Below are 20909 nucleotides of genomic sequence, written 5' to 3' on the forward strand. Positions count from 1 at the left end.
CTCCGTCACGGATTGTCGTGCCCACTGCCGTTCACCTGGCGCCAGGCCATGCCCGTCGTGTCGCGTGATAACCTCGCGACCGATGGTCAAACGCCCCCTAGCACTCGTATCCGCCTCCCTGGTGTCGCTCGCGCTGTTCGCCTGCGCGACTCCGGCCGAGACCGCCCACAACGCCACGTCCGTGGACGCGGCATCGCCGCCCGCAGCAGCCGGACCTGCGCCGCTGCCCGCAGTGCCGCAGCCGCCGGAACGCCCGGTGGCGCCGCCGTCGGTGACCGACCCGGCGATCCCCGAAGCGCAGCGCATCGCCGCCTTCGTCGACTACACCGCGGACACGTATGGCGTCGATCGCCAGCGCATCCGCGACGTGCTTGCCGGCGCCGCGCACAAGCAGTCGATCATCGATGCGATGTCGCGTCCGGCCGAGGCCGTGCGCCCCTGGAGCGACTACCGCCCGATCTTCATCAACGATGCCCGCATCAGCGGCGGCAAGGCCTTCTACGCCGAGAACCGGGCCGCGCTCGACCGGGTTGCCGCGGAGACCGGCGTCCCGGCCGAGTACATCGTCGCGATCATCGGTGTCGAGACCAGCTATGGCCGCATCACCGGCAACCATCGCGTGGTCGATGCGCTGTACACGCTGGCCTTCGGCTTCCCCAAGCGCGCGCCGTTTTTCGCCGGCGAGCTGGCGCAGCTGTTCGCGCTTAACGCCGAAGAGCCGCAGCTCGACATCGCCGCGCTCAAGGGCAGCTATGCCGGCGCCATGGGCATGGGCCAGTTCATGCCCTCCAGCTATCGCCTGTGGGCGAAGGACGGTGACGGCGATGGCCGCCGCGACCTGCTCACGCACAAGCCCGACGTGTTCGCCTCCATCGCCAACTACTTCGTGATCCACGGTTGGGAGCGCGATGCGCCGGTGGTGGCGCGCGCCGGTCGCGATGCCGGTGCGGCCGACTTCAAGCCCGAGGGCCTGGACCCGGCGCATCGCCTGTCCGAGCTCGCCGAACGCGGCTATCGCCCGCTGCCCGGGCAGCCCGTGGCCGAGGGTGCCACGCTGCTTTCGTTCGATGGCGCCAACGGCCGCGAATACTGGCTCGGCTATCGCAACTTCTACGTCATCAGCCGATACAACCGTTCGCCGATGTATTCGCTGGCCGTGCACCAGCTGGCGCAGGCGATCGCGGGGCGCGAACCGCAATGAGCAACCGGCGGGCGAGGCTCGCGTGCTGGTGGACCGCCGCCGCGGCTGCTGCACTGCTGGCTGGCTGCGCGGGTTCGCCCAGCAAGGACGCGCCTCCCGAAGACCAGGTTCCGCGCACGGTTGATGGCAAGGGCCCCCGGGTCTCGCCCTATGCGCCGGCGCAGGAAGACCCGTCGACGCGCGGCGACTACGTGGCCGGGGGCCTGTACAAGCCCGGCGTCGCGGACACGACGCCGGACTACGTCCCCGACGTGGATGCGATCCCGGAGCCGGACATCGTGGCCCTGGAGCGCTCGCGCTACGGCAACCGCTCTCCGTACAAGGTGCAGGGCAGGTCCTACCGGGTGCTTGACGATGCCAAGGGCTTCGTCGAGACCGGGCAGGCGTCCTATTACGGCCAGAAGTTCCACGGCCGCCGGACCTCCAACCAGGAGGTCTACGACATGTACGCGTTCACCGCGGCCCACAAGTCGCTGCCGCTGCCCAGCTTCGCGCGGGTGACCAACCTCGACAACGGCCAGTCGGTGGTAGTGCGCGTGAACGACCGCGGCCCCTTCCACGAAGGCCGCGTGGTCGACCTGAGCTACGCCGCCGCGGTCAAGATCGGCGTGCATCCGCGCGGCACCGCGAGGGTCGAGGTGCGCGCGCTGAGTGCCGGCGAGAACGCACGCCACGAACCCGATGCCCGCCTCGCCGCGATCGACCCGGCCACCGGGCTGCCGCCCGGGGTGCGCGTGGCCACCGGCCGCCCGCAGCCCGCACCGCCGAGCGGGCTGGATGGGCTGGTCGCCGCGCTGCCGGCACCGCAGGCGGCGGCCCCCGGGCCGGCCGCCGCGGATGCGCAGGCAGTGACGCCTGCAGCCGCGGTGGCCGCGCCAGTCGCTGCGCCCGGTTCAGCAAATGGCGACTGGCGTTTCGACATGCACCAGGACGGCCGCGCGATGACCGCCGACGAGTTCGACGCCTGGATGAAGTCCCGCCGCGCGCGCGTCGCGACCGGACGGCCGGGAAAGCCCGATCCCTATGGCTCGGCCGCCGTCGGTGCGGCCGTGGCGGCGTCCTCCACGGCGGACGCCGGCACCGGCACTGTGGCCCCGGCCGCCAGCGCACCGGTGAAGGTCGCCGCGGCTGCTGTCGCGGCGGGCGATCCTTCGCCGGCCACATCGGTTGCCGGCGTCCTGCTCCAGGTCGCAGCCTTCGGTTCCCGCGACAACGCCGAGCGTGCGCTCGCCCTGCTGCGCGGTGCCGGGATCGGCGACGCACGGCTGCATGACGGCACTGCCGCGGGCAAGCCGGTGTGGCGCCTGCGCGTGGGCCCGGTGGCGCCCGCGGGCGTCGCCGAGCTAGGCGCGCGCGTCGCCAGCCTGGGCTTCGGTGCGCCGCATCCCGTGCGCGAGTGATGCAGAACGTTAACGCGCATGGCTGACGCGCACGGTTAAAATGAGCGTCTGTCCCCGCCGTCCGCCCGCGGATGGCCCGAAATTCCCGGAGTCCCACGCCTGATGAAAGCCCACGCCGTCCGCGTCGCGCTGCTCGCCGCTGTTTCCGTCGCCACGCTCGGCCTCGCCTTTGCCCAGGACCCCGCGCCCGCTGCACCCGCTCCCGCAGCGCTCGCCGCGCTGAGCGAGGAACTGCCGGTGCCCGACGCGCCTGCCATCACCGGCACGGCGTGGGCGCTGATGGATTTCGCAACCGGGCAGGTCCTCGCCGGCGACAAGGTCGATGAGCGCGTCGAGCCGGCCAGCATCACCAAGGTGATGACCAGCTATGTGATCGCGGCCGAGATGGCCGCGGGCAAGGTTGGCGCCGACGACGACGTGATGATGAGCGTCAATGCCTGGCGCACCGGCGGCGCCGGCACCGACGGCAGCTACAGCGGCTTCGAGGTCAACAAGACCGCCAAGCTGCTCGACATGGAAAAGGGCATGACGGTGCAGTCGGGCAACGACGCCGCGATCGCCCTGGCCGAGCACATCGCCGGTTCCGAGGACGCCTTCGCTTCGCTGATGAACGCCTATGCCGCGCGCATCGGCATGAAGAACTCGCACTTCGTCAATTCCCATGGCCTGTCGGCGCCGGAGCACTATTCGACCGCGCGCGACCTGGCGCTGCTGGGCCGTGCGCTGGCGCGTGATTTCCCCGAGCACTACGCGTTCAACGCGATCAAGGAATTCACGGTCGGGCCGATCACCCAGCGCAACCGCAACATCCTGCTGTGGCGCGACCAGAGCGTGGACGGGATCAAGACCGGCCATCACTCCGGGGCAGGCTACTGCCTGATGGCCTCGGCCAAGCGCGGTGACCAGCGCCTGATCTCGGTGGTGATGGGTTCCACCAGCGAAGCCCAGCGCGCCACCGATTCGCAGGCGCTGCTGAACTGGGGCTTCCGTTTCTTCGAGACCCACGAGCTCTATCCCGCCGGTGAGCCGGTGGCGACGCAGAAGGTCTGGAAGGGCGAGGCCAGGGAGCTCGACCTGGGCGTGGCCGAGCCGCTGCTGGTCAGCATGCAGCGCGGCCAGTACGCGAAGCTGCAGCCGAGCATGGACGTGCCGCGCACGCTGGTGGCGCCGATCGAGCTTGGCCAGGCCGTGGGCAAGGTGCGGGTGATGCTTGATGGCAAGCTGGTGGCCGAGGCGCCGCTGGTGGCTTTGCAAGAGGTTCCGGAAGCCGGGTTCTTCAAGCGCCTGTGGCACGAGCTGCTGATGTGGTGGCAGTCGCTCTGAGCGCAGGCGGACGCCGCGGGTTCCGGAAGCGGGCCACGGCGTTGCAGTGATGGCGTTGGGATCCCCGGGTCCCGGCCCCATAATCGGGTGCATGGAAATCAAGTCCGACAACCCTGAGCACGGCTTCCAGTTCCCGGGTGATTTCGAGATCACCGCCATGGGCCCGGCCTCCGCCGGACTGGAAGTCGAAGTCCCCAACCTGCTGCGCGCCGCCGGCCTGACCGTGGTCCACGAGACGCTTACGGCCCGGCCGTCCAGCGGCGGCCGCTTCGTCTCGGTGCGGATCAGCTTCCGCGCCAACTCGCGAGAGGAGTACGACAGCGCGCACGCCGCGCTGCGCGAGCATCCCGAGGTGAAGTGGACGCTGTAGCCGCCACGCGCGCGCTGTTGGTCCACGACCTCGGCCGGCGCGCCTACGAGCCGGTCTGGCGCGCGATGCAGGCCTTCACCGATGCCCGCGACGACGACACGCCCGACGAGCTGTGGCTGGTCGAGCACGAGCCGGTGTTCACCCTCGGCCAGGCCGGCAAGCCCGAACATGTGCTGGCGGCGGGCGATATTCCGGTACTCAAGGTCGACCGCGGTGGTCAGGTGACCTACCACGGGCCCGGCCAGCTGGTCGCGTATCCGCTGCTCGACCTCCGGCGCCTGGGCATCGGCGTGCGCGATTACGTCTGCCGCATCGAACAGGCACTCATCGATACCTTGGCCGGTTGGGGCATCCATGCGCAGCGCCGCGAGGGCGCGCCGGGCGTGTACGTGGACAGCGGCGCCAAGATCGCCGCGCTCGGCATCCGCGTCCGCCGCGGCTGCACCTTCCACGGCCTGGCCTTCAACATCGCGATGGATCCCGAGCCGTTCCACCGCATCAACCCCTGCGGCTACGCCGGGCTGGAAACGACCTCGGTGGTAGAATGCGGCGGTCCCGCAAGCCTCGACGCCGCCCGGCCCGCGCTGGTCGCGGCGCTTGCCGCGCAGTTTGGTTTGGCGGCTGTGGAGGCGGCGGAAGAAAGAGCTTTTGCCACGGATTTACGCGGATAAGAGCGGATTTGCGCGGATGAAGCGAAGAGCTTTTTCAGTGGTTTTGCTCTATCCGCGTAAATCCGCGCAGATCCGTGGCCAAAGCTCCTGCCCCTGCTTTTTCTGCCTTTCTGCTCTATCTGTGTAAATCCGCTCTTATCCGCGCAAATCCGTGGCAAAAAACATGACCAACACCTCCGCCGCCAAGTCCATCCCGCTCGCAGTCGTCAGCAGCGACGCGCCGCCGTCGCTGGTGCCGGGGGTGAAGCAGGTGGCGGGGGACAAGATCGGGCGTTCGCCGGTGGAGTTCGTGGACGCGCCGGTGTTGCGCAAGCCGTCGTGGATCCGGGTGCGGATCCCGTCCAACGGCGCGGTCGCGGCGCTGAAGTCGAAGCTGCGCAAGAACCGCCTGGTCACGGTGTGCGAGGACGCGAGCTGCCCGAACATCCATGAATGCTTCGGGCACGGCACCGCGACCTTCATGATCCTGGGCGAGGTCTGCACCCGCCGCTGCAGCTTCTGCGACGTCGCCCACGGCCGGCCAAAGCCGCCGGACGCCGACGAGCCGCGTCGCCTGGCCGAGACCGTCGCCGACATGGGGCTGAAGTACGTCGTGGTGACCTCGGTCGACCGCGACGACCTGCGCGACGGTGGGGCCCAGCACTTCGTCGACTGCATCGCAGCCATCCGTGCTGCCACGCCCGGCACGAAAATCGAGATCCTGACCCCGGACTTCCGTGGCAAGGGCCGCATGGACCGCGCGCTGGAGATCCTTGCTGTCAATCCGCCGGACGTCTTCAACCACAACGTTGAAACCGTCCCGGACCTGTACCGCAACGTGCGCCCGGGCGCCGACTACCAGTGGTCGCTGACCCTGCTGCAGCGCTTCAAGGCCCAGCACCCGGAGGTCGCCTCCAAGTCCGGGATCATGCTCGGCCTCGGCGAGACCCGGGAGCAGGTCGAAGCCACGCTCCGCGACCTGCGTGCGCACGACGTCGAGATGATCACCATCGGCCAGTACCTGCAGCCCAGCGCGCACCACCACCCGGTGCTGCGCTACTGGACGCCGGAGGAATTCAAGGCCTTCGAGGACTACGGCATGGCGCTGGGCTTCACCCACGTCGCGTCGGGCCCGCTGGTGCGTTCGTCGTATCACGCCGACCGCCAGGCAGCGGACGCGGGCTTCGCCACCTGAGCGGCCGCGTCATTCCGCCTGGTGCCGCGTGGCGAATTGTTCACACCCAGCCCCGCGGCCGCGGTTAGAGTGGTTTCGGGCGTCAATACGCGACTTCCAGCACTGTACGGCCTATGTTCGGGCCGGCACGGTGCAGGGTAGCGACGCACCTCCCCACGTGAGCATCGAGCCGACCGCATGAAAGCACGCCAAGCCCTGTCCGCAACCGTCGTCGCCCTTGCGCTGGCCATGCCCCTGGCGTTGATGGCGCGCGCCGACGGCGACGCGATCGCGGCGCCGACCACGGATCACGAGACCACCTCCAAACTGGTCTACGGGCTGCTGTCCGACAGTCGCTACGCCTATCGCCCGCGCGGTCTCGACGCCACCCTGTCGCAGGACATCTTCAAGCGTTACCTCGAGGCGCTGGACGGCAACAAGCTGTTCCTCGATGCGGACGACGTTGCGCGCTTCCAGCGCTACGAGGCGCAGATGGGCGACGCCGTCCGCCAGGGCGACACCGGCCCGGCGATGGAGATGTACGCGATCTACAAGCAGCGCGTGGCCGAGCGGGTGGAGTACGCGCGCGGGCTGCTGGAGCAGGACATCTTCGATTTCGAGGGCGAGGAACGCTGGTATTACGATCGCGAGGACGCGCCCTGGGCTGCCGACCGCGCCGAGCTCGACGCACTGTGGAAGAAATCGGTGCGCAACGACTGGCTGCGGCTGAAGCTTGCCGGCAAGGAGCCCGCCGAGATGCGAGCGACGCTGGACAAGCGCTACGCCAACATCGCGACCAGCATCGAACAGCTGAACAGCGAGGACGCGTTCCAGACCTTCCTCAACGCCTACACCGCGTCCATCGATCCGCATACCGACTATTTCAATCCGCGCACCGCCGGCCTGTTCAACCAGAGCATGTCGCTGTCGCTGGAAGGCATCGGCGCGCAGTTGCAGAAGCAGGACGACGTGGTGGTGATCCGCGAACTGATCCCCGGCGGTCCGGCGGCGGCCAGCGACAAGTTCACCCCCGGCGATCGCATCGTCGGCGTGGGGCAGGGCACGAGCGGGCCGATGGACGACGTGATCGGCTGGCGCATCGACGACGTGGTCGAGAAGATCAAGGGCAGTGCGGGCACCCAGGTGCGCCTTGACGTAGTGCCGGTGGAGGCGCTGCTCGACAGCGCGCCGGTGCGCATCACCCTGACCCGCGCCAAGATCCGCCTGGAGGAACAGGCCGCCAAGTCCAAGCTGATCGAGATCCCCGCAGGTCCGACCGGCGACGCCAAGCGCATCGGCGTGATCGAGCTGCCGGCGTTCTACCAGGACTTCGAGGGCCGGCGCAGCCGCAATGGCGACTACGCCTCGGCCACGCGCGACGTGGCCCGGATCCTAGGCGAGTTCCGCGAGCAGGGCATCGACGGCATCGTGCTCGACCTGCGCAACAACGGCGGCGGCTCGCTCAACGAGGCGGTCGAGCTCACCGGCCTCTTCATCGATACCGGCCCGGTGGTGCAGGTGCGCGAATCCGGCGGACGGGTTGCGGTGGAATCCGACCGCAAGGCCGGCGTCTCCTGGGACGGACCGCTGGCGGTGCTGGTCAACCGCGCATCCGCCTCGGCGTCGGAGATCGTCGCCGGTGCCATCCAGGACTACGGCCGCGGCCTGGTGATCGGCGAGACCACCTTCGGCAAGGGCACGGTGCAGAACCTGTTCGACCTCGACCGCTGGCCGGCCAACGAGGGCAAGCGCCATGGCCAGGTCAAGATGACCATCGCGCAGTTCTTCCTGCCCGGCGGCAGCAGCACCCAGAACAAGGGCGTGGTGCCCGACATCCGCTTCCCGGCGACGATCAACGCCACCGAGTTCGGCGAAAGCACCTACGACAACGCACTGCCCTGGACCCGGATTTCCGCCGTGCCGCACACCCGCTACGGCAACTTCGCGCCGCTGCTGCCGCGCCTGGATGAACTCCATGCGGGGCGCGTGTCCAGCGATCGCGAGTTCCAGTGGTGGAAGGAAGACGTGGCCGAGTTCCGCGCCGAGGCCGACAAGGACTACATCTCGCTCAACGAGGCCGAACGCCGCACCGAGCGCGACCGCCAGGCCGCCAAGCGCAAGGACCGCCAGGAAGAGCGCAAGCGCCTGGGCCTGGACCTGGACCCGCTGGCCGAACTCTCCGCCGACGACGGCCTGACCGCGAACGAGCGCGACATCGCCGCCGACACCGCGCGCGAGGAGGCCGCCGAGAAGCGCCCGGACCCGCTGCTGCGCGAGTCCGCCGCGATCCTCGCCGACGCCGTGCGCCTGCTCGATGCCGACCGCCAGCTTTCGTCGGCGGTGCTGCCCGAGTCCACCGGCCCGGGACGCTGGGCGCGCTGAGGGGAGCAGCGGCCCGTAACCGTCGTACTGCGCGCTGGCGGACCGCATCCGTCGAATCGCACCCCTGTAGGAGCAGCTATAGCTGCGACCACGGGATGGGATCGGGCTCCCGTCGGAGATCCCGATCGCAGCTGTAGCTGCTCCTACTGTGGGAGCGGCTACAGCCGCGATCCGCGAGGCGTTCGCGCGGCGTAGAATCTCTGCCTCGGCGGATTGATCGAAACCGCCGCTCTTCCACTCCGCAACTTTTCCGCCCGGACGCCGCAATGGGTGCTGCTTCGCCGTTTTCCGTTCCCGCCCGCACGCCGCCCGGCGCGATGGCGGTCGTCATGGCCCTGGGCGCGGTGTACCTCGTCTGGGGGTCGACCTATCTCGGCATCCGCTTCGCGCTCGAGGGCGGCTATCCGCCGCTGCTGATGGCGGGGATGCGTTTCGTGGCCGCGGGCGCGCTGTTGTACGCCGTGCTGCGCCTGCGCGGCCTGCCGGCGCCCACCCGCGCGCAGTGGCGCGACCTCGCGATCATGGGCACGTTGCTGCTCGGCCTGGGCAACGGCATGGTCTGCATCGCGCAGCAGACGGTGTCGTCGGGGCTTGCGGCGGTGGCGGTGGCCTCGTGTCCGCTGTGGATGGGCCTGTTCGCGGCGCTGCGCGGCGAGCGGCCCACGCGGATCGAGCTCGCCGGCCTCGCGGTCGGCTTCGCCGGCGTGCTCTGGCTCAACGCCGGCAGCTCGCTCACCGCTTCGCCCCAGGGTTTGATCTCACTAATGGTGGCGCCACTGGCCTGGGCCTTCGGCTCGGTCTGGAGCCGCAGCCGCGCGCTGCCCTCGCCGTTCATGACCGCGGCCGGGCAGATGCTCTGCGGCGGGGTGCTTATGGTCGCCGCGGGCTGGCTGCTGGGTGAGCGCTTTGCCGAAGCGCCGACCCTTCGTGGCACGCTGGCGGTGGCCTATCTGACGGTGTTCGGCTCGATCCTCGCCTTCTCCGCCTACGCCTGGCTGCTGCAGAACGTGCGTGCGAGCCTCGCCAGCAGTTATGCCTACGTCAATCCGCTGATCGCGGTGGCGCTTGGTGCGTGGCTTGCCGGTGAACGCTTCAGCGCGCACGACCTTGGCGCGATGGCGGTGATCCTGGCCGGCGTGGTGGCGATCACCCTGGCCAGCGCCGGCAGGCGCAGGCGCAGCGCGCGCCAGGCCGTGGCGACAGTGCCCGTGGTGGCTGCAGCGCTGGCGCTCGCCGCCGAACCGCCGCTGCCGGATGCGCCGATGCCTGGCGTCGCCGCTCCGGTGGCGTCGCATGCAGCGCCGGATACGCATCCGTGAGCGGCAGCGCGCACACCCGCGGACTGTGGATGGCGGTCGGCGCCTTCGTGATCTGGGGCCTGATGCCGCTGTACTGGCACCTGCTCAAATCCGTGCCGTCGATGCACGTGGTGCTGCACCGCGCGCTGTGGTCGGCGGTGCTGGTGGCGGCGTTCCTCACGCTTACCCGTGGCCGCGGCTGGCTGCGCGCGGTGCTGTCGCAGCCGCGCCTGGCGGGCATGCTGCTGGCCTCGGGGCTCCTGATCGGCTTCAACTGGAGCCTGTACGTGTGGGCGGTCAACGCCGGGCACGTGGTCGAGGCCAGCCTCGGCTACTTCATCAATCCGCTGCTCAACGTGGTGATCGGCGTGGTGTTCCTGCGCGAGCGCCTGGCGCCGGCGCAGTGGGTGGCGGTGGCGCTGGCGGCCTGTGGCGTGCTCTGGCTGACCTTCAACTACGGCAGCTTTCCGTGGATCGCACTGCTGCTGGCTGGTTCGTTCGCGATCTATGGCCTGATCCGCCGCTATGCCGCGGTCGACGCGGTGGCAGGGCTTGGCGTGGAGAACCTGTACCTGCTGGTGCCCGCGGCGCTGGCCTTGGCGTGGCTTGAAACGCAGGGCAGCGGAGGCTTCGTGTCCCTGGACTGGGGCGTTGGCAGCAACCTGCTGCTGGTGCTTGGCGGTGCGCTGACCGCGCTGCCGCTGATCGGCTTCGCCTACGCGGTGCGGCAGGTGTCGCTGACCACGGTGGGCGTGCTGCAGTACCTGGCGCCGACGCTGCAGCTGCTGTGCGGCGTGCTGGTGCTGGGCGAGCCGTTCGGCCGCGACCGCGCGATCGGCTTTTCCGTCATCTGGCTGGGCCTGGCGGTATTCGCGGTCGACGGCTTCATCCGCGCGCGGCGGCGGATCGTGGCCCAGCAGGCCTGATCCGCGCACCGCGCGCCTGCTCAGGCCGCGCGCAGGGCGTCGGTTACAGGCATCGTCGCCGCACGCAGGGCCGGGAACAAGCCGCCGATGAAGCCGATCGCGAGCGCCCACTTCAAGCCCTGCCACAGCAGTTCCGGTGACACCTTGAACTCGAAGGTGAGCTGGGACATGCCACCGGCCATGGTCGACGCTGTGTAGCCGTTGAACACCAGCCACGCCAGCAGCCCGCCGAGGGCGCCGCCGAGCGCGGCCAGCAGCATGGTCTCAAGCATCACCGCCACCACCACCGGCATGCCGCGGAAGCCGATCGCGCGCAGGGTCGCGATCTCGCTCGCGCGCGAGGCGACGCTTGCGAACATGGTGTTGAGCGCGCCGAACACCGCGCCGATGGCCATGATCGAGCCGACCACGATGCCGATGATGCGCAGCACTTTCGAAATGCCTTCCGACTGTGCCTGGAAGTACTTCAGCGTGGTCTGGGCTTCGACCTGCAGGCGCGGGTCAGCTGCCAGCGTGGCCTTGAAGGCGTTGAACGCCGAGGCATCGGTGAGGCGCGCGAATACCGAGGCCCGGCTGCTGCCGCGACGATAGGTGGTGGCGACGACTTCGGCGTCGGCCCACATCTCGGATGCCATCGAGTCACCGGATTCGAACACGCCGACCACCGTCCAGGATTGGTTGCCCAGGCGGATCTCGCTGCCCGGGTCGAGGCCGAGGAACTGGCGGCGCGCGCCGCTCCCGACCACCAGCTCGCGCTTGCCGGTCTCGAAGCGGCGGCCTTCGACCAGCTGCACGTTGGGACGCACGGCCCAGGCCATGTCGCCGACGCCGCGCAGCTGCACGCTGCCGTCGACATCGGCTTCGGCGCCGCGGATCGGCAGGTTGGCCGCGACCACGAGCTCCGGCGATGCCAGCGGCCGGCCCTCGGCGTCGCGTGCGATTTCCGGCGCGCGCTCGATGGTGGTGATCGCGTCGCGCGTGAGCACCGACATCAGTTCGGCGGCCGAGCCGCCGCGCAGCACGATCGCGGTCTTGTCGTCGCCGCTGCTGGACACCGTGTGCTGGTAGCCCTCGGCCATCGCCAGCAGCGCCACCAGCACGCCGACCACGCCGGCGATGCCGATGATCACCACCGACGACGAGCCCAGGCGCTGCGACAGGGTGCTGACGCCGACCCCGGTCACCGATGCCGCCTGGCGACCGCTGTGCGTGAACAGCATCCACAGGGCGAATGCCACGGCGATCGCGAGCAGCGCGGGCCATGGCAGGAGGATCCAGGCCGCGAGGAATGCGGTCAGCAACAGGAACAGGCCAAAGCCCCGGAGCATCTTCTTCACTGTGTTCATCTGGATATTCCCTCTTCAGCGGCCCGCGAGCGCATCGACGATATTCAGGCGCATTGCGCGGATCGCCGGCAGCGCGCCGACCAGCAGGCCGATGGCCAGCATCAGTCCCAGCCCCAGGATCCAGCTCTCGGCGCCCACGGGCGGCAGGTTGATCATGCCGCCGCTGCCGGCGGTCGCCACCTTGCCGACCACCGCGGCCAGGCCCAGGCCGAGCGTGCCGCCGATCACCACCATCAGCATCGACTCGGCAAGCACCATCGCCAGCACGCTGGTGCTGGAAAACCCGATCGTCTTCAGCACCGCGAGTTCGGAGGTCCGCTCGCGCACCGCCTGCGCCATCGTGTTGCCGGTGAGCAGCAGCAGGGTGAAGAACACCGCGCCCATGATCGAACCCACGATCAGGCCGATGTCGGCCATCTGCTTGAGCTGCGAGGCCATCGCCGCCTGCTCGCTCATGGACTTGGTCTCGTGCGGCGAGTTGGCCGAGAGCGCGTCGATGGCCTTCGCCGCGGCGTCGCTGCGGCGCACGTCGGAGACGCGGCTGATGTACCAGCCGACGTCGCCGTCGACGTAGGGCGTGGATTCCTCGAAGTAGTCGTAGTGCATCAGCATCATCGCCCCGGTGAAGCCGGCGCTTTCGCCTTCCTTCGCGCGCAGCACGCCGACGATGTCGAACGCCCAGTCGAGCGTGCCGTCGCTGTTGGGGTAGATCGCCGACTGCAGCGGGATGCGCTGCCCGACCTTCCAGTCGAAGCGCTTCATCATGGTCTCGCCGACCAGCATGCCGGTACGGTTGCGCTTCCAGGCCTCGAGCTGGGCCGGATCGACCTCGACTTCGGGATAGAGCTCGAGGTAGTTCTGCGCCACGGCGAGCGTGAACAGCTGGTTGCGCGGCCCCTGGTAGGTGCCGCCGAACCAGTTGGCGTGGGTCACCGCCTCGATGTTGTCGATGGCGGTGATCCGCGGTTGCAGCGACAGCGGCAGTGTCTCGATGAACGACAGCTTGGAGGCCGTCTGCAGGCGCTGCGCACCATCCGCGTTCTGTCCGAGCTGGGCGAAGCTGGAGCGGATGCCGTCGAGCAGGCCGAACAGCAGGAACGCGGCCATGATCGAGGCCAGCGTCAGAAAGGTGCGGGTCTTGCGCCGGAACAGCGCCGCCCAGACCAGGTGGAAGTACTTCATGTCGACCTCCTCCGGTTGCGCGGCATCAGGCTGCGTGGGACTGCTGTTCGACCAGCACGCCCTTGTCCAGGTGCAGGGTGTGGCTGGCGTACTCCGCCGCCTTCGGGTCGTGCGTCACCATGACGATGGTCTTGCCGTGCTCGCGGTTGAGCTCCTGCAGCAGGCCCAGGATCTCCTCGGCCGACTGGCGGTCGAGGTCGCCGGTGGGCTCGTCGCAGATCAAGAGCGTCGGGTCGGAGACGATGGCGCGCGCGATTGCCACGCGCTGTTGCTGGCCGCCGGACAGCTCCGCCGGCTTGTGCGACACGCGGTCGGACAGGCCGACCAGTTCAAGCGCTATCTGCGCGTTGCGCTTGCGCTGCGCGCCGTTGAGCTTCGTCAGCAGCAGCGGCAGCTCCACGTTTTTCTGGGCGCTGAGCGCCGGCATCAGGTTGTAGAACTGGAACACGTAGCCGACGTTCCGGCTGCGCCAGGTGGCAAGTTGCCCGGCGCCCATGCTGTCGATGCGCTGGCCGGCGATTTCGATCTCGCCGCCCGTGGGCGCGTCCAGCCCGCCGATGAGGTTGAGCAGGGTGGTCTTGCCGGAGCCGGACGGCCCCATCAGCGCGACGAAGTCGCCGGACGCGATGTCCAGGTCCAGGCCGTGCAGCACTTCGACCTTTTCGGGGCCGCGCTGGTAGGACTTGCCGAGGTTGCGGATCGATACCAGGGTGGTCATGGCTTGCCTCCGGTGGAATGCGGGATTCTGGAACGTTGATGCGTTGATGCGGTCAAGCGGGTGCGCCTGACGGGGACCTATTCGGCGATGACGATCCTGTCGCCGTCGCCGAGTCCGGCCGGCGGATCAAGCACGACGGTTTCCCCGGGCGCGAGCCCGGAAAGCACGGTGCGCTGGGCACCGCTGCCGCCACCGGTGCTGACCTTGCGCAATTCGGCAAGGTCGTCCGCGGCGACCACGAAGACGGTGTCATCGCCGTCGCGCGTCACGACTGCCGCCGCCGGCACGCGTACGCCGCGCGGCTCGTCGGTGCCCGGCTCCGGCGCGGACTCCAGGAAGCTCACGGTCACGCCCATGTCGGGGACGATCCGCGGATCCTTCTCCTTCAGCGCCACGCGCACCTTGACCGTGGCCTTGCCGCGGTCCGCGGTGGGGATGATCGCGATCACTTCCGCCGGGATCTTCCAGTCCTGGTAGGCGTTGAGCGTGGCCTCGACCGGCATCTTCGCCTGCACCCGGCCGATGTAGGCCTCGCCGACGTCGACCTCGACCTCGAGCGAGTCCATGTCGACGATGGTGCCGATGCCGGTGCGGGTGAAGCCGCCGCCGGCCGAGAGCGGCGACACGATCTCGCCCGGCTGCGCGGCCTTGGCGATGACCACGCCGGCAAATGGCGCGCGCACGATGGTGTTGTCGACGCCGATGTCGCTGATCCGCAGCTGCTCGCCGGCAACCTGGGTGTTGCGCTGCGCGGTGGCGAGCTGTGCGCGCAGGGTGTCGCGTTGTGCCACCGCCTGGTCGTGCTGTGCGCGCGACACCAGCTGCTGTTCCACCAGCGACGACAGCCGCCCGGCCTGGGCCTCGGCTTCGACCAGTTGCGCCCGGACGCCTTCCACCTGGCTGCGCGCGGCGACAAGTTGCGCGCGTGCGAGGTCGTTCTGCGCATCGGCGTCGATCGGGTCCAGGGTGGCCATGACCTGGCCTTCCTCGACCGCCATGCCTTCCTCGATCAGCACTTCGCGCACGCGGCCGGTGATCTTCGACGACACCGTGGCCATGCGCCGCGCGACGACGTAGCCGCTGGCGTCGAGCACCGAGTTGGCGCCGCTGCCGCCGCCGGTGGCGACCGCGGTGGCCGTCTCCACCTCGACGCCGCGCTCGCCGCCGAGCAGCGCCCAGGCCAGGCCCGTGGCAAGCAGCACGGCCGCGGCCACGGCGAGTCCGATCCACAACCCGCGGCGCGAGGGCGGCGGCGTGGGCTGGCGGTCGATGCGGAGCTCGCGCAGCAGGTCTGCTTTCGTGTTCATGGATTCCCCGACGGTGGCAGGGGGTCGAGTGTGACGGCATCGGGCCGGCGCCGTCACCTGACGCCTGTCATGTGCGATGGATGATCGCGGGGACTGCAGCCGGCGGCGGCCAGCGCCCAGTCTGGACACATCCAGAAGGAGACGTGCCATGGACCACCGCTTCGAGATACCGCTGGCCAGCCTTGAAGGCGCCCGCAAGTGCTACGGCAAGGTCGCCGCGCTGGACGGCGTCGACCTGCAATTGCATGCCGGCCAGGTGCTGGCCCTGCTGGGCGCGAACGGCGCCGGCAAGACCACCGCGATCTCGCTGCTGCTGGGCCTGCTGGAGCCCGACGCCGGCCAGGCGCGCCTGTTCGGCCATGCGCCGCAGGCGCTGCAGGCGCGGCAGGGCATCGGCGTGATGCTGCAGTCCGGCGCACTCGCCGACACGCTGCGGGTCGACGAACTCCTGGACCTGGTCCGTAGCTACTACCCGGATCCGCGCAGCGTCGCCGACTGCGTCGCGCTTGCCGGCCTGGATGGCCTGCTCAAGCGCCGCTACGGCAGGCTCTCCGGCGGCCAGCAGCGGCGCGTGCAGTTCGCGCTCGCGGTCTGCGGCCGGCCGCGGCTGCTGTTCCTCGACGAACCCACGACGGGCCTCGACATCGAAGCGCGCCAGGGACTCTGGCGCGGTCTGCGCGAACTGGTCGCCGAGGGCACCGCGGTGCTGTTGACCACGCATTACCTGGAGGAAGCCGAGGCGCTGGCCGATCGCGTCGTGATGCTGGCCGACGGCCGCGTGGTGGCCAGCGGCAGCCTCGACGAAGTGCGTGCGCGGGTCGACCAGCGCCGCATCCGCTGCGTGACCACGGTCGATGCCGCCGACATCGTGCGCTGGCCGCGCGTGCGTTCGGCAGTGCGCGACGGCGATCGCCTGGAGGTGGTGGCCGACGCCGCCGAGGACGTGGTCCGCCGCCTGCTCGCCGTGGACCCGGCTCTGTCCGGGCTTGATGTCAGCCGCGCAGGCCTCGCCGAGGCCTTCCTCGAAATCACCCGTTGCACCGCGCTCAAGGAGGCTGCGTGATGAACGCCATCGCCCATGTTCCGTCCCCCGCCCATCGCCACCCGCTGTTGCGCGCCTATGCGCAGGAAGCGAAGTACGAGTTCCTGCGCCTGCTGCGCACTCCGATGTTCGCGCTGCCCACGCTGCTGTTCCCGGCGATGTTCTACCTGCTGTTCGGCGTGGCCATGAACCGCGGCGGCGGCGATGCCGCGCAGTACCTGCTCGCCACCTACGGCGTGTTCGGGGTGATGGGCGCGGCCCTGTTCGGTTTCGGCGTCACCGTGGCGATGGATCGCTCCGAGGGCCTGCTCGCCCTCAAGCGCGCGCTGCCGATGCCGCCAGGCGCCTACCTGCTGGCGAAGATCGCGATGGCGCTGCTGTTCTCGGCCATCGTCTCGTTGCTGCTGGCCGTGATCGCGGCCACGCTGGCAGGAGTGTCACTGGCGCCTTCGCAATGGCTGCTGCTGTGGGCCGTGCACGTGGCCGGCGCGCTGCCGTTCTGTGCCATCGGACTTTATATCGGCGTGCTCGTGGGCGGTTCCGCCGCGCCGGTCGTGGTCAACCTGCTGTACCTGCCGATGGCCTTCCTGTCCGGCCTGTGGCTGCCGCTGTCGATGCTGCCCGCCGCGCTTGCCCGGTTGGCGCCCGCGTGGCCGTCCTACCACCACGCGCAGCTCGCCCTGAAGGTGGTGGGCATGGATGCCGGCCAACCGCTCGCGCTGCACCTGGGCGTGCTCGCGGCGGTCACGGTCGGCTTCTTCGTCCTGGCCCGCGCGCGCCTGGCGCGTCGCGGCTGAGTGCCGTCGGACCGCGACCATCCATTGCGACCATCCCGCGTCTCCACCCCGCTGTGTCCGAACGTTCCCCATCTGCAAGGAGTGATGCCATGAAACGCTGGCCCGAAATCCTCGCCGCAAGCGCCATTGCCGCCGCCATCGCCGGCGCCGTCCTCGCCCAGGGGCCATCCGCCGAGTCGCGGGCCGCCGCAGACGGTCCGGCTGCCGACGCCGCGGCCAGCGCCGCGCTGCCGTCCGGAGGCTCGGGTGAGGCCTTCGCCATCTCCGGTGTGCGCATCTTCGACGGCGAACGCGTGCTGCCCGCCGCCAATGTCATCGTCCGCGACGGTCGCATCGAGGCCGTGGGTGCCGATGTCGCGATCCCCGCAGGCATCGAGGTGGTCGACGGCGGCGGCAGGACCCTGCTGCCGGGCCTCATCGACGCGCATACCCACAGCTGGGGCGACGCGCAGCGCGATGCCCTGCGCTTTGGGGTCACTACCGAGCTGGACATGTTCGGCGACTGGAACCGCATCCCGCAGCTGCGCGCGCAGCGCGAATCGCTGGATGCCGTCGACGGGGCCGACCTGTGGACCGCCGGCGCCACCGTCACCACCGAGGGCGGCCACGGCACGCAGTTCGGCATCCCGGTGCCCACGCTCGCCGCCGATGGCGACGCCGCGGCCTTCGTCGCCGCGCGAGTGGCCGAGGGATCGGACTACATCAAGCTGATCGTCGAGGACTTCAGCACCCATTCCGACGAACGCCGCCTGCCGACGATCACGCCGGTGCAGGTGACGGAGGCGATCGCCGCCGCGCAGGCGCACGGGCGCCTGGCCGTGGTCCACGCCGCCACGCAGGCCGATGCGCTGCACGCGGTGGCGTCGGGCGCCGACGGCCTGGTGCATGTCTTCCACGACGTGGCCGCGTCGCCGGACTTCGTCGCCGCCGCGAAGGATGCCGGCAGCTTCGTCGTGCCGACGCTGTCGGTGATCGCGGGCTTCGCCCAGGACGGCAGCGGCGCCGCGCTCGCGGACGACGCGCGGCTGTCGCCATGGACGGGCGCGGAGCAGCGCGCCACGCTCGCGGCCGCCTTCCCCGGTCCGCCGCGCCCTCAGAAGCTCGACGCGGCGCTGCGCAGCGTGGCTGCGCTGCACGCCGCCGGTGTCGACATCCTCGCCGGCACCGACGCCGGCAATCCCGGCACTTCGCACGGCATCAGCATGCACGGCGAACTGGCGCTGCTGGTGCGCGCCGGCCTGTCGCCGGCCGCGGCGCTGGCCGCCGCGACCTCCCTGCCCGCGCGCCGCTTCGGACTCGACGACCGCGGCCGCATCGCGCCCGGCCTGCGCGCCGACCTGCTGCTGGTCGAGGGCGATCCGACCGCCGACATCGAAGCCACGCGCGCCATCGTCGGCATCTGGAAGAACGGCCACGCCGTCGCCCGTCAGCGCATCGACCAGGCGTCGGCGGCGCCCGTGATCGCCGAGGGCGCCCTGGTCGCCGACTTCGAGGATGGCGGTACCGGCGTGCGCTTCGGCCACGGCTGGCAGATCACCACCGACGCCATGGCCGGCGGCACGTCGGTCGCGGAGCAGGCCTGGATTGCGGGCGGCGCCGACGGTTCCAGCGGCGCGCTGCGGGTTACCGGCGAGATCCGTCCCGGCTTCGCCTTCCCCTGGGCCGGCACCATGTTCCATCCCGGCGCGCAGCCGATGCAGCCGGTCGACGCCTCGGCGCGCAGCGAGCTGGTGTTCCAGGCGCGCGGCGACGGCCGCAGCTACCAGGCGATGCTGTTCTCCGGCCCGTCGATGCAGGCGATGCCGAGCATGCAGTCCTTCGTCGCCGGGCCGGACTGGCAGGAGGTGCGGATGCCGCTGTCCTCGTTCGCGGGCGCGGAAGCGGCCACGCTGCGCGCGATCGCGATCACCGCCGGCCAGCCGGACGGTGCGTTCGAGCTGTACATCGACCGGGTCGAGCTGCGCTGACATGGGGCATCATCGCCGCATGCGGCAAGCGGTCATTCCATCTCCGGCGTTGAAGGGCTGGCGCGCCTGGCTGTCGCCGGCGCCGGACTCGTTGATGGCGGCGACGCTGCGCCAGGGCCGGCCGCCGTGGATCGAGTGGGTGCACCTGATGTGGACGGTGTGGGTGTTCATCACCCCGCTGTTCGCTCCCGGCGGCTACGACCTGCGCTGGGCGGCGCTGACCCTGCTGTCGTATCCGCTGTTCTTGCTGCTGTACGCGGCGGTGCTGCTGCGTCCCGGGCGTGAAGCGCTGCGCTACGCGCTCGGGATGGTCGCGCTGAGCCTGGTGCTGCTGCCCTGGTATCCCTCGGGCATGAGCTACTTCGTGTTCGGCTGCGTGATGCTCCGTGGCTGGCGCGCCGGTTCGCTGCGCCGCTACCTGCTGCTGCTCGCGGTGCTCAATGCCGCGTTCGTCGGCCTTGCGCTGGCGGTCGGCTATCCCTGGCAGGCCCTGGTCTGGCTGCCGCTGGTCACGGTGATCGTCGGCCTGCTGATCCATGCCGAACACGTCGGCCAGCGCAAGGACGCCGCGCTGAGGCTCTCGCACGACGAGGTCCGCCGCCTGGCCGCGCTCGCCGAGCGCGAGCGCATCGGCCGCGACCTGCACGACCTGCTGGGGCACACGCTGTCGCTGGTGGCGCTGAAGTCCGACCTCGCCGCGCGCCTGGTCGAGCGCGATCCCGCCGCGGCGCGCACCGAGATCGATGCCGTGAGCCGCGTCGCGCGCGATGCGTTGGCGCAGGTGCGCTCGGCGGTGAGCGGCATCCGTTCGGCGGGCATGGCCGCCGAACTGGCCTCGGCGAAGCTGCTGCTCGAATGCGATGGCGTCGCTCTGCACCACGACTGGGACGAACGCAGCCTGGCCGGTGGCGCGCTGCCGGCGCGCATGGAGAACGCACTGGCGCTGGTGGTGCGCGAGGCGGTGACCAACATCCAGCGCCATGCCCATGCGCGCAGCGCCGAGGTCGCGCTGCGCGCCGCGTCCGGCGACGGCGTGGTGCTGCGGATCAGCGATGACGGCCGCGGCGGCGCGATCACACCGGGCAACGGCCTGGGCGGCATGCGCGAACGGATCGAGGCATTGGGAGGGCGCCTGCAGGTGGATTCGGAGCGCGGACGCGGCACGGTGGTCGAGGCGTGGTTGCCGCTGGCGGCGAACGACCGGTGATCCGCATCGTGCTCGCCGAGGACCAGGCCATGCTGCGCGGTGCGCTGGCCGCGTTGCTGGCGATGGAGGTGGACATCGAGGTTGTCGGCACCGCAGCCGACGGCGAGGCGGCATGGCGCGAACTGCAGCGCATGGCTCCCGACATGCTGGTGACCGATATCGAGATGCCCGGACTCACCGGCCTGGAGCTGGCCCAGCGCATCCAGCGCCACGGGCTGGCGACGAAGGTGGTCATCGTCACCACCTTCGCGCGCGGCGGCTACCTGCGCCGCGCGCTCGACGCCGGCGTGCAGGGCTACCTGCTCAAAGACGCGCCGGTGGAGGAGCTGGCAGCGGCGCTGCGCAAGGTGCACGACGGCGGCCGCGCGATCGATCCGCAGCTGGCGCTCGAGGCCTGGTCCGAAGCCGATCCCCTCAACGAACGCGAGCGCCAGGTGCTGCGGCTTGCCGGCGAGGGACAGTCGGCGGGCGAGATCGCCGCCGTGTTGAACCTCTCGCAGGGCACGGTGCGCAACTATCTTTCCGAGGCCATCGGCAAGCTGGGTGTCGGCAACCGCATCGAGGCGTATCGGCTGGCTCGCCAGAAGGGCTGGCTGTAGCCGCTCCCACAAGGGCGCTC

17 protein-coding genes and 1 pseudogene are annotated in these 20909 nt (G+C 70.2%); 14 read left to right on the forward strand and 4 right to left on the reverse strand.

Features of this window, described 5'->3' with window-relative positions:
* Window positions 1–82 precede the first annotated feature (82 nt).
* The 9 genes and pseudogenes from mltB to rarD all read left to right on the forward strand — a co-directional run bounded on the left by mltB (window position 83) and on the right by rarD (window position 10724).
* Window positions 83–1201: a lytic murein transglycosylase B gene (gene mltB, locus ACW7GZ_RS09280; protein WP_457004555.1), complete on the forward strand. Its 1119-nt coding sequence runs from the start codon at window positions 83–85 to the stop codon at window positions 1199–1201.
* Window positions 1198–2601, forward strand: coding sequence for a septal ring lytic transglycosylase RlpA family protein (locus ACW7GZ_RS09285; protein ID WP_457004557.1), 1404 nt, complete (start codon window positions 1198–1200; stop codon window positions 2599–2601). Before mltB ends, ACW7GZ_RS09285 begins: the two co-directional genes overlap by 4 nt.
* A gap of 102 nt (window positions 2602–2703) precedes the next feature.
* Window positions 2704–3924: a D-alanyl-D-alanine carboxypeptidase family protein gene (locus ACW7GZ_RS09290; protein ID WP_457008898.1), complete on the forward strand. Its 1221-nt coding sequence runs from the start codon at window positions 2704–2706 to the stop codon at window positions 3922–3924.
* A gap of 91 nt (window positions 3925–4015) precedes the next feature.
* Window positions 4016–4294, forward strand: coding sequence for a DUF493 family protein (locus tag ACW7GZ_RS09295; RefSeq protein ID WP_457004561.1), 279 nt, complete (start codon window positions 4016–4018; stop codon window positions 4292–4294).
* Window positions 4282–4965, forward strand: a complete 684-nt coding sequence (gene lipB, locus ACW7GZ_RS09300) for a lipoyl(octanoyl) transferase LipB (RefSeq protein ID WP_457004563.1) — start codon at window positions 4282–4284, stop codon at window positions 4963–4965. Before ACW7GZ_RS09295 ends, lipB begins: the two co-directional genes overlap by 13 nt.
* 163 nt (window positions 4966–5128) lie before the next feature.
* On the forward strand, window positions 5129–6139 hold the full coding sequence (gene lipA / locus ACW7GZ_RS09305) for a lipoyl synthase (protein WP_457004565.1): 1011 nt from the start codon (window positions 5129–5131) through the stop codon (window positions 6137–6139).
* 177 nt (window positions 6140–6316) lie between these two features.
* The gene (locus ACW7GZ_RS09310; protein ID WP_457004567.1) at window positions 6317–8500 is read left to right on the forward strand and encodes a carboxy terminal-processing peptidase; all 2184 of its coding nucleotides are present in this window, start codon (window positions 6317–6319) and stop codon (window positions 8498–8500) included.
* A 266-nt stretch (window positions 8501–8766) separates the two neighbouring features.
* Window positions 8767–9669: pseudogene (gene yedA / locus ACW7GZ_RS09315) on the forward strand (drug/metabolite exporter YedA); the annotation flags it as partial.
* 179 nt (window positions 9670–9848) lie between these two features.
* Window positions 9849–10724: an EamA family transporter RarD gene (gene rarD, locus ACW7GZ_RS09320; protein ID WP_457009151.1), complete on the forward strand. Its 876-nt coding sequence runs from the start codon at window positions 9849–9851 to the stop codon at window positions 10722–10724.
* Window positions 10725–10744: 20 nt separating this feature from the next.
* On the opposite strand, the gene ACW7GZ_RS09325 is transcribed toward rarD, so the two are convergent.
* The 4 genes from ACW7GZ_RS09325 to ACW7GZ_RS09340 form a co-directional block, all read right to left on the reverse strand.
* Window positions 10745–12070, reverse strand: a complete 1326-nt coding sequence (locus ACW7GZ_RS09325) for an ABC transporter permease (protein ID WP_457008900.1) — start codon at window positions 12068–12070, stop codon at window positions 10745–10747.
* A 15-nt stretch (window positions 12071–12085) separates the two neighbouring features.
* Window positions 12086–13252, reverse strand: coding sequence for an ABC transporter permease (locus ACW7GZ_RS09330; protein WP_457004570.1), 1167 nt, complete (start codon window positions 13250–13252; stop codon window positions 12086–12088).
* A 25-nt stretch (window positions 13253–13277) separates the two neighbouring features.
* Complete coding sequence (locus ACW7GZ_RS09335) at window positions 13278–13970, reverse strand: ABC transporter ATP-binding protein (protein WP_457004572.1); 693 nt, start codon at window positions 13968–13970, stop codon at window positions 13278–13280.
* 77 nt (window positions 13971–14047) lie between these two features.
* On the reverse strand, window positions 14048–15277 hold the full coding sequence (locus tag ACW7GZ_RS09340; protein ID WP_457004574.1) for an efflux RND transporter periplasmic adaptor subunit: 1230 nt from the start codon (window positions 15275–15277) through the stop codon (window positions 14048–14050).
* A gap of 148 nt (window positions 15278–15425) precedes the next feature.
* Here ACW7GZ_RS09340 and ACW7GZ_RS09345 point away from each other — a divergent pair, with 148 nt between their 5' ends.
* The 5 genes from ACW7GZ_RS09345 (at window position 15426) to ACW7GZ_RS09365 (ending at window position 20889) form a co-directional block, all read left to right on the forward strand.
* Window positions 15426–16340 (forward strand): ABC transporter ATP-binding protein, encoded by a 915-nt coding sequence (locus ACW7GZ_RS09345; protein WP_457008902.1) that lies wholly within the window; start codon window positions 15426–15428, stop codon window positions 16338–16340.
* Window positions 16340–17116, forward strand: a complete 777-nt coding sequence (locus tag ACW7GZ_RS09350; RefSeq protein WP_457004576.1) for an ABC transporter permease — start codon at window positions 16340–16342, stop codon at window positions 17114–17116. The genes ACW7GZ_RS09345 and ACW7GZ_RS09350 overlap by 1 nt, the downstream gene beginning before the upstream one ends.
* A gap of 89 nt (window positions 17117–17205) precedes the next feature.
* Window positions 17206–19083, forward strand: a complete 1878-nt coding sequence (locus ACW7GZ_RS09355) for a CIA30 family protein (protein WP_457008904.1) — start codon at window positions 17206–17208, stop codon at window positions 19081–19083.
* Window positions 19084–19102: 19 nt separating this feature from the next.
* The gene (locus tag ACW7GZ_RS09360) at window positions 19103–20290 is read left to right on the forward strand and encodes a sensor histidine kinase (RefSeq protein WP_457004580.1); all 1188 of its coding nucleotides are present in this window, start codon (window positions 19103–19105) and stop codon (window positions 20288–20290) included.
* Entirely contained in the window at window positions 20287–20889 is a 603-nt protein-coding gene (locus ACW7GZ_RS09365; RefSeq protein ID WP_457004758.1) for a response regulator, read from the forward strand. Before ACW7GZ_RS09360 ends, ACW7GZ_RS09365 begins: the two co-directional genes overlap by 4 nt.
* Window positions 20890–20909: the final 20 nt, after the last annotated feature.

The sequence above is a fragment of the Luteimonas sp. A537 genome (assembly GCF_054052065.1).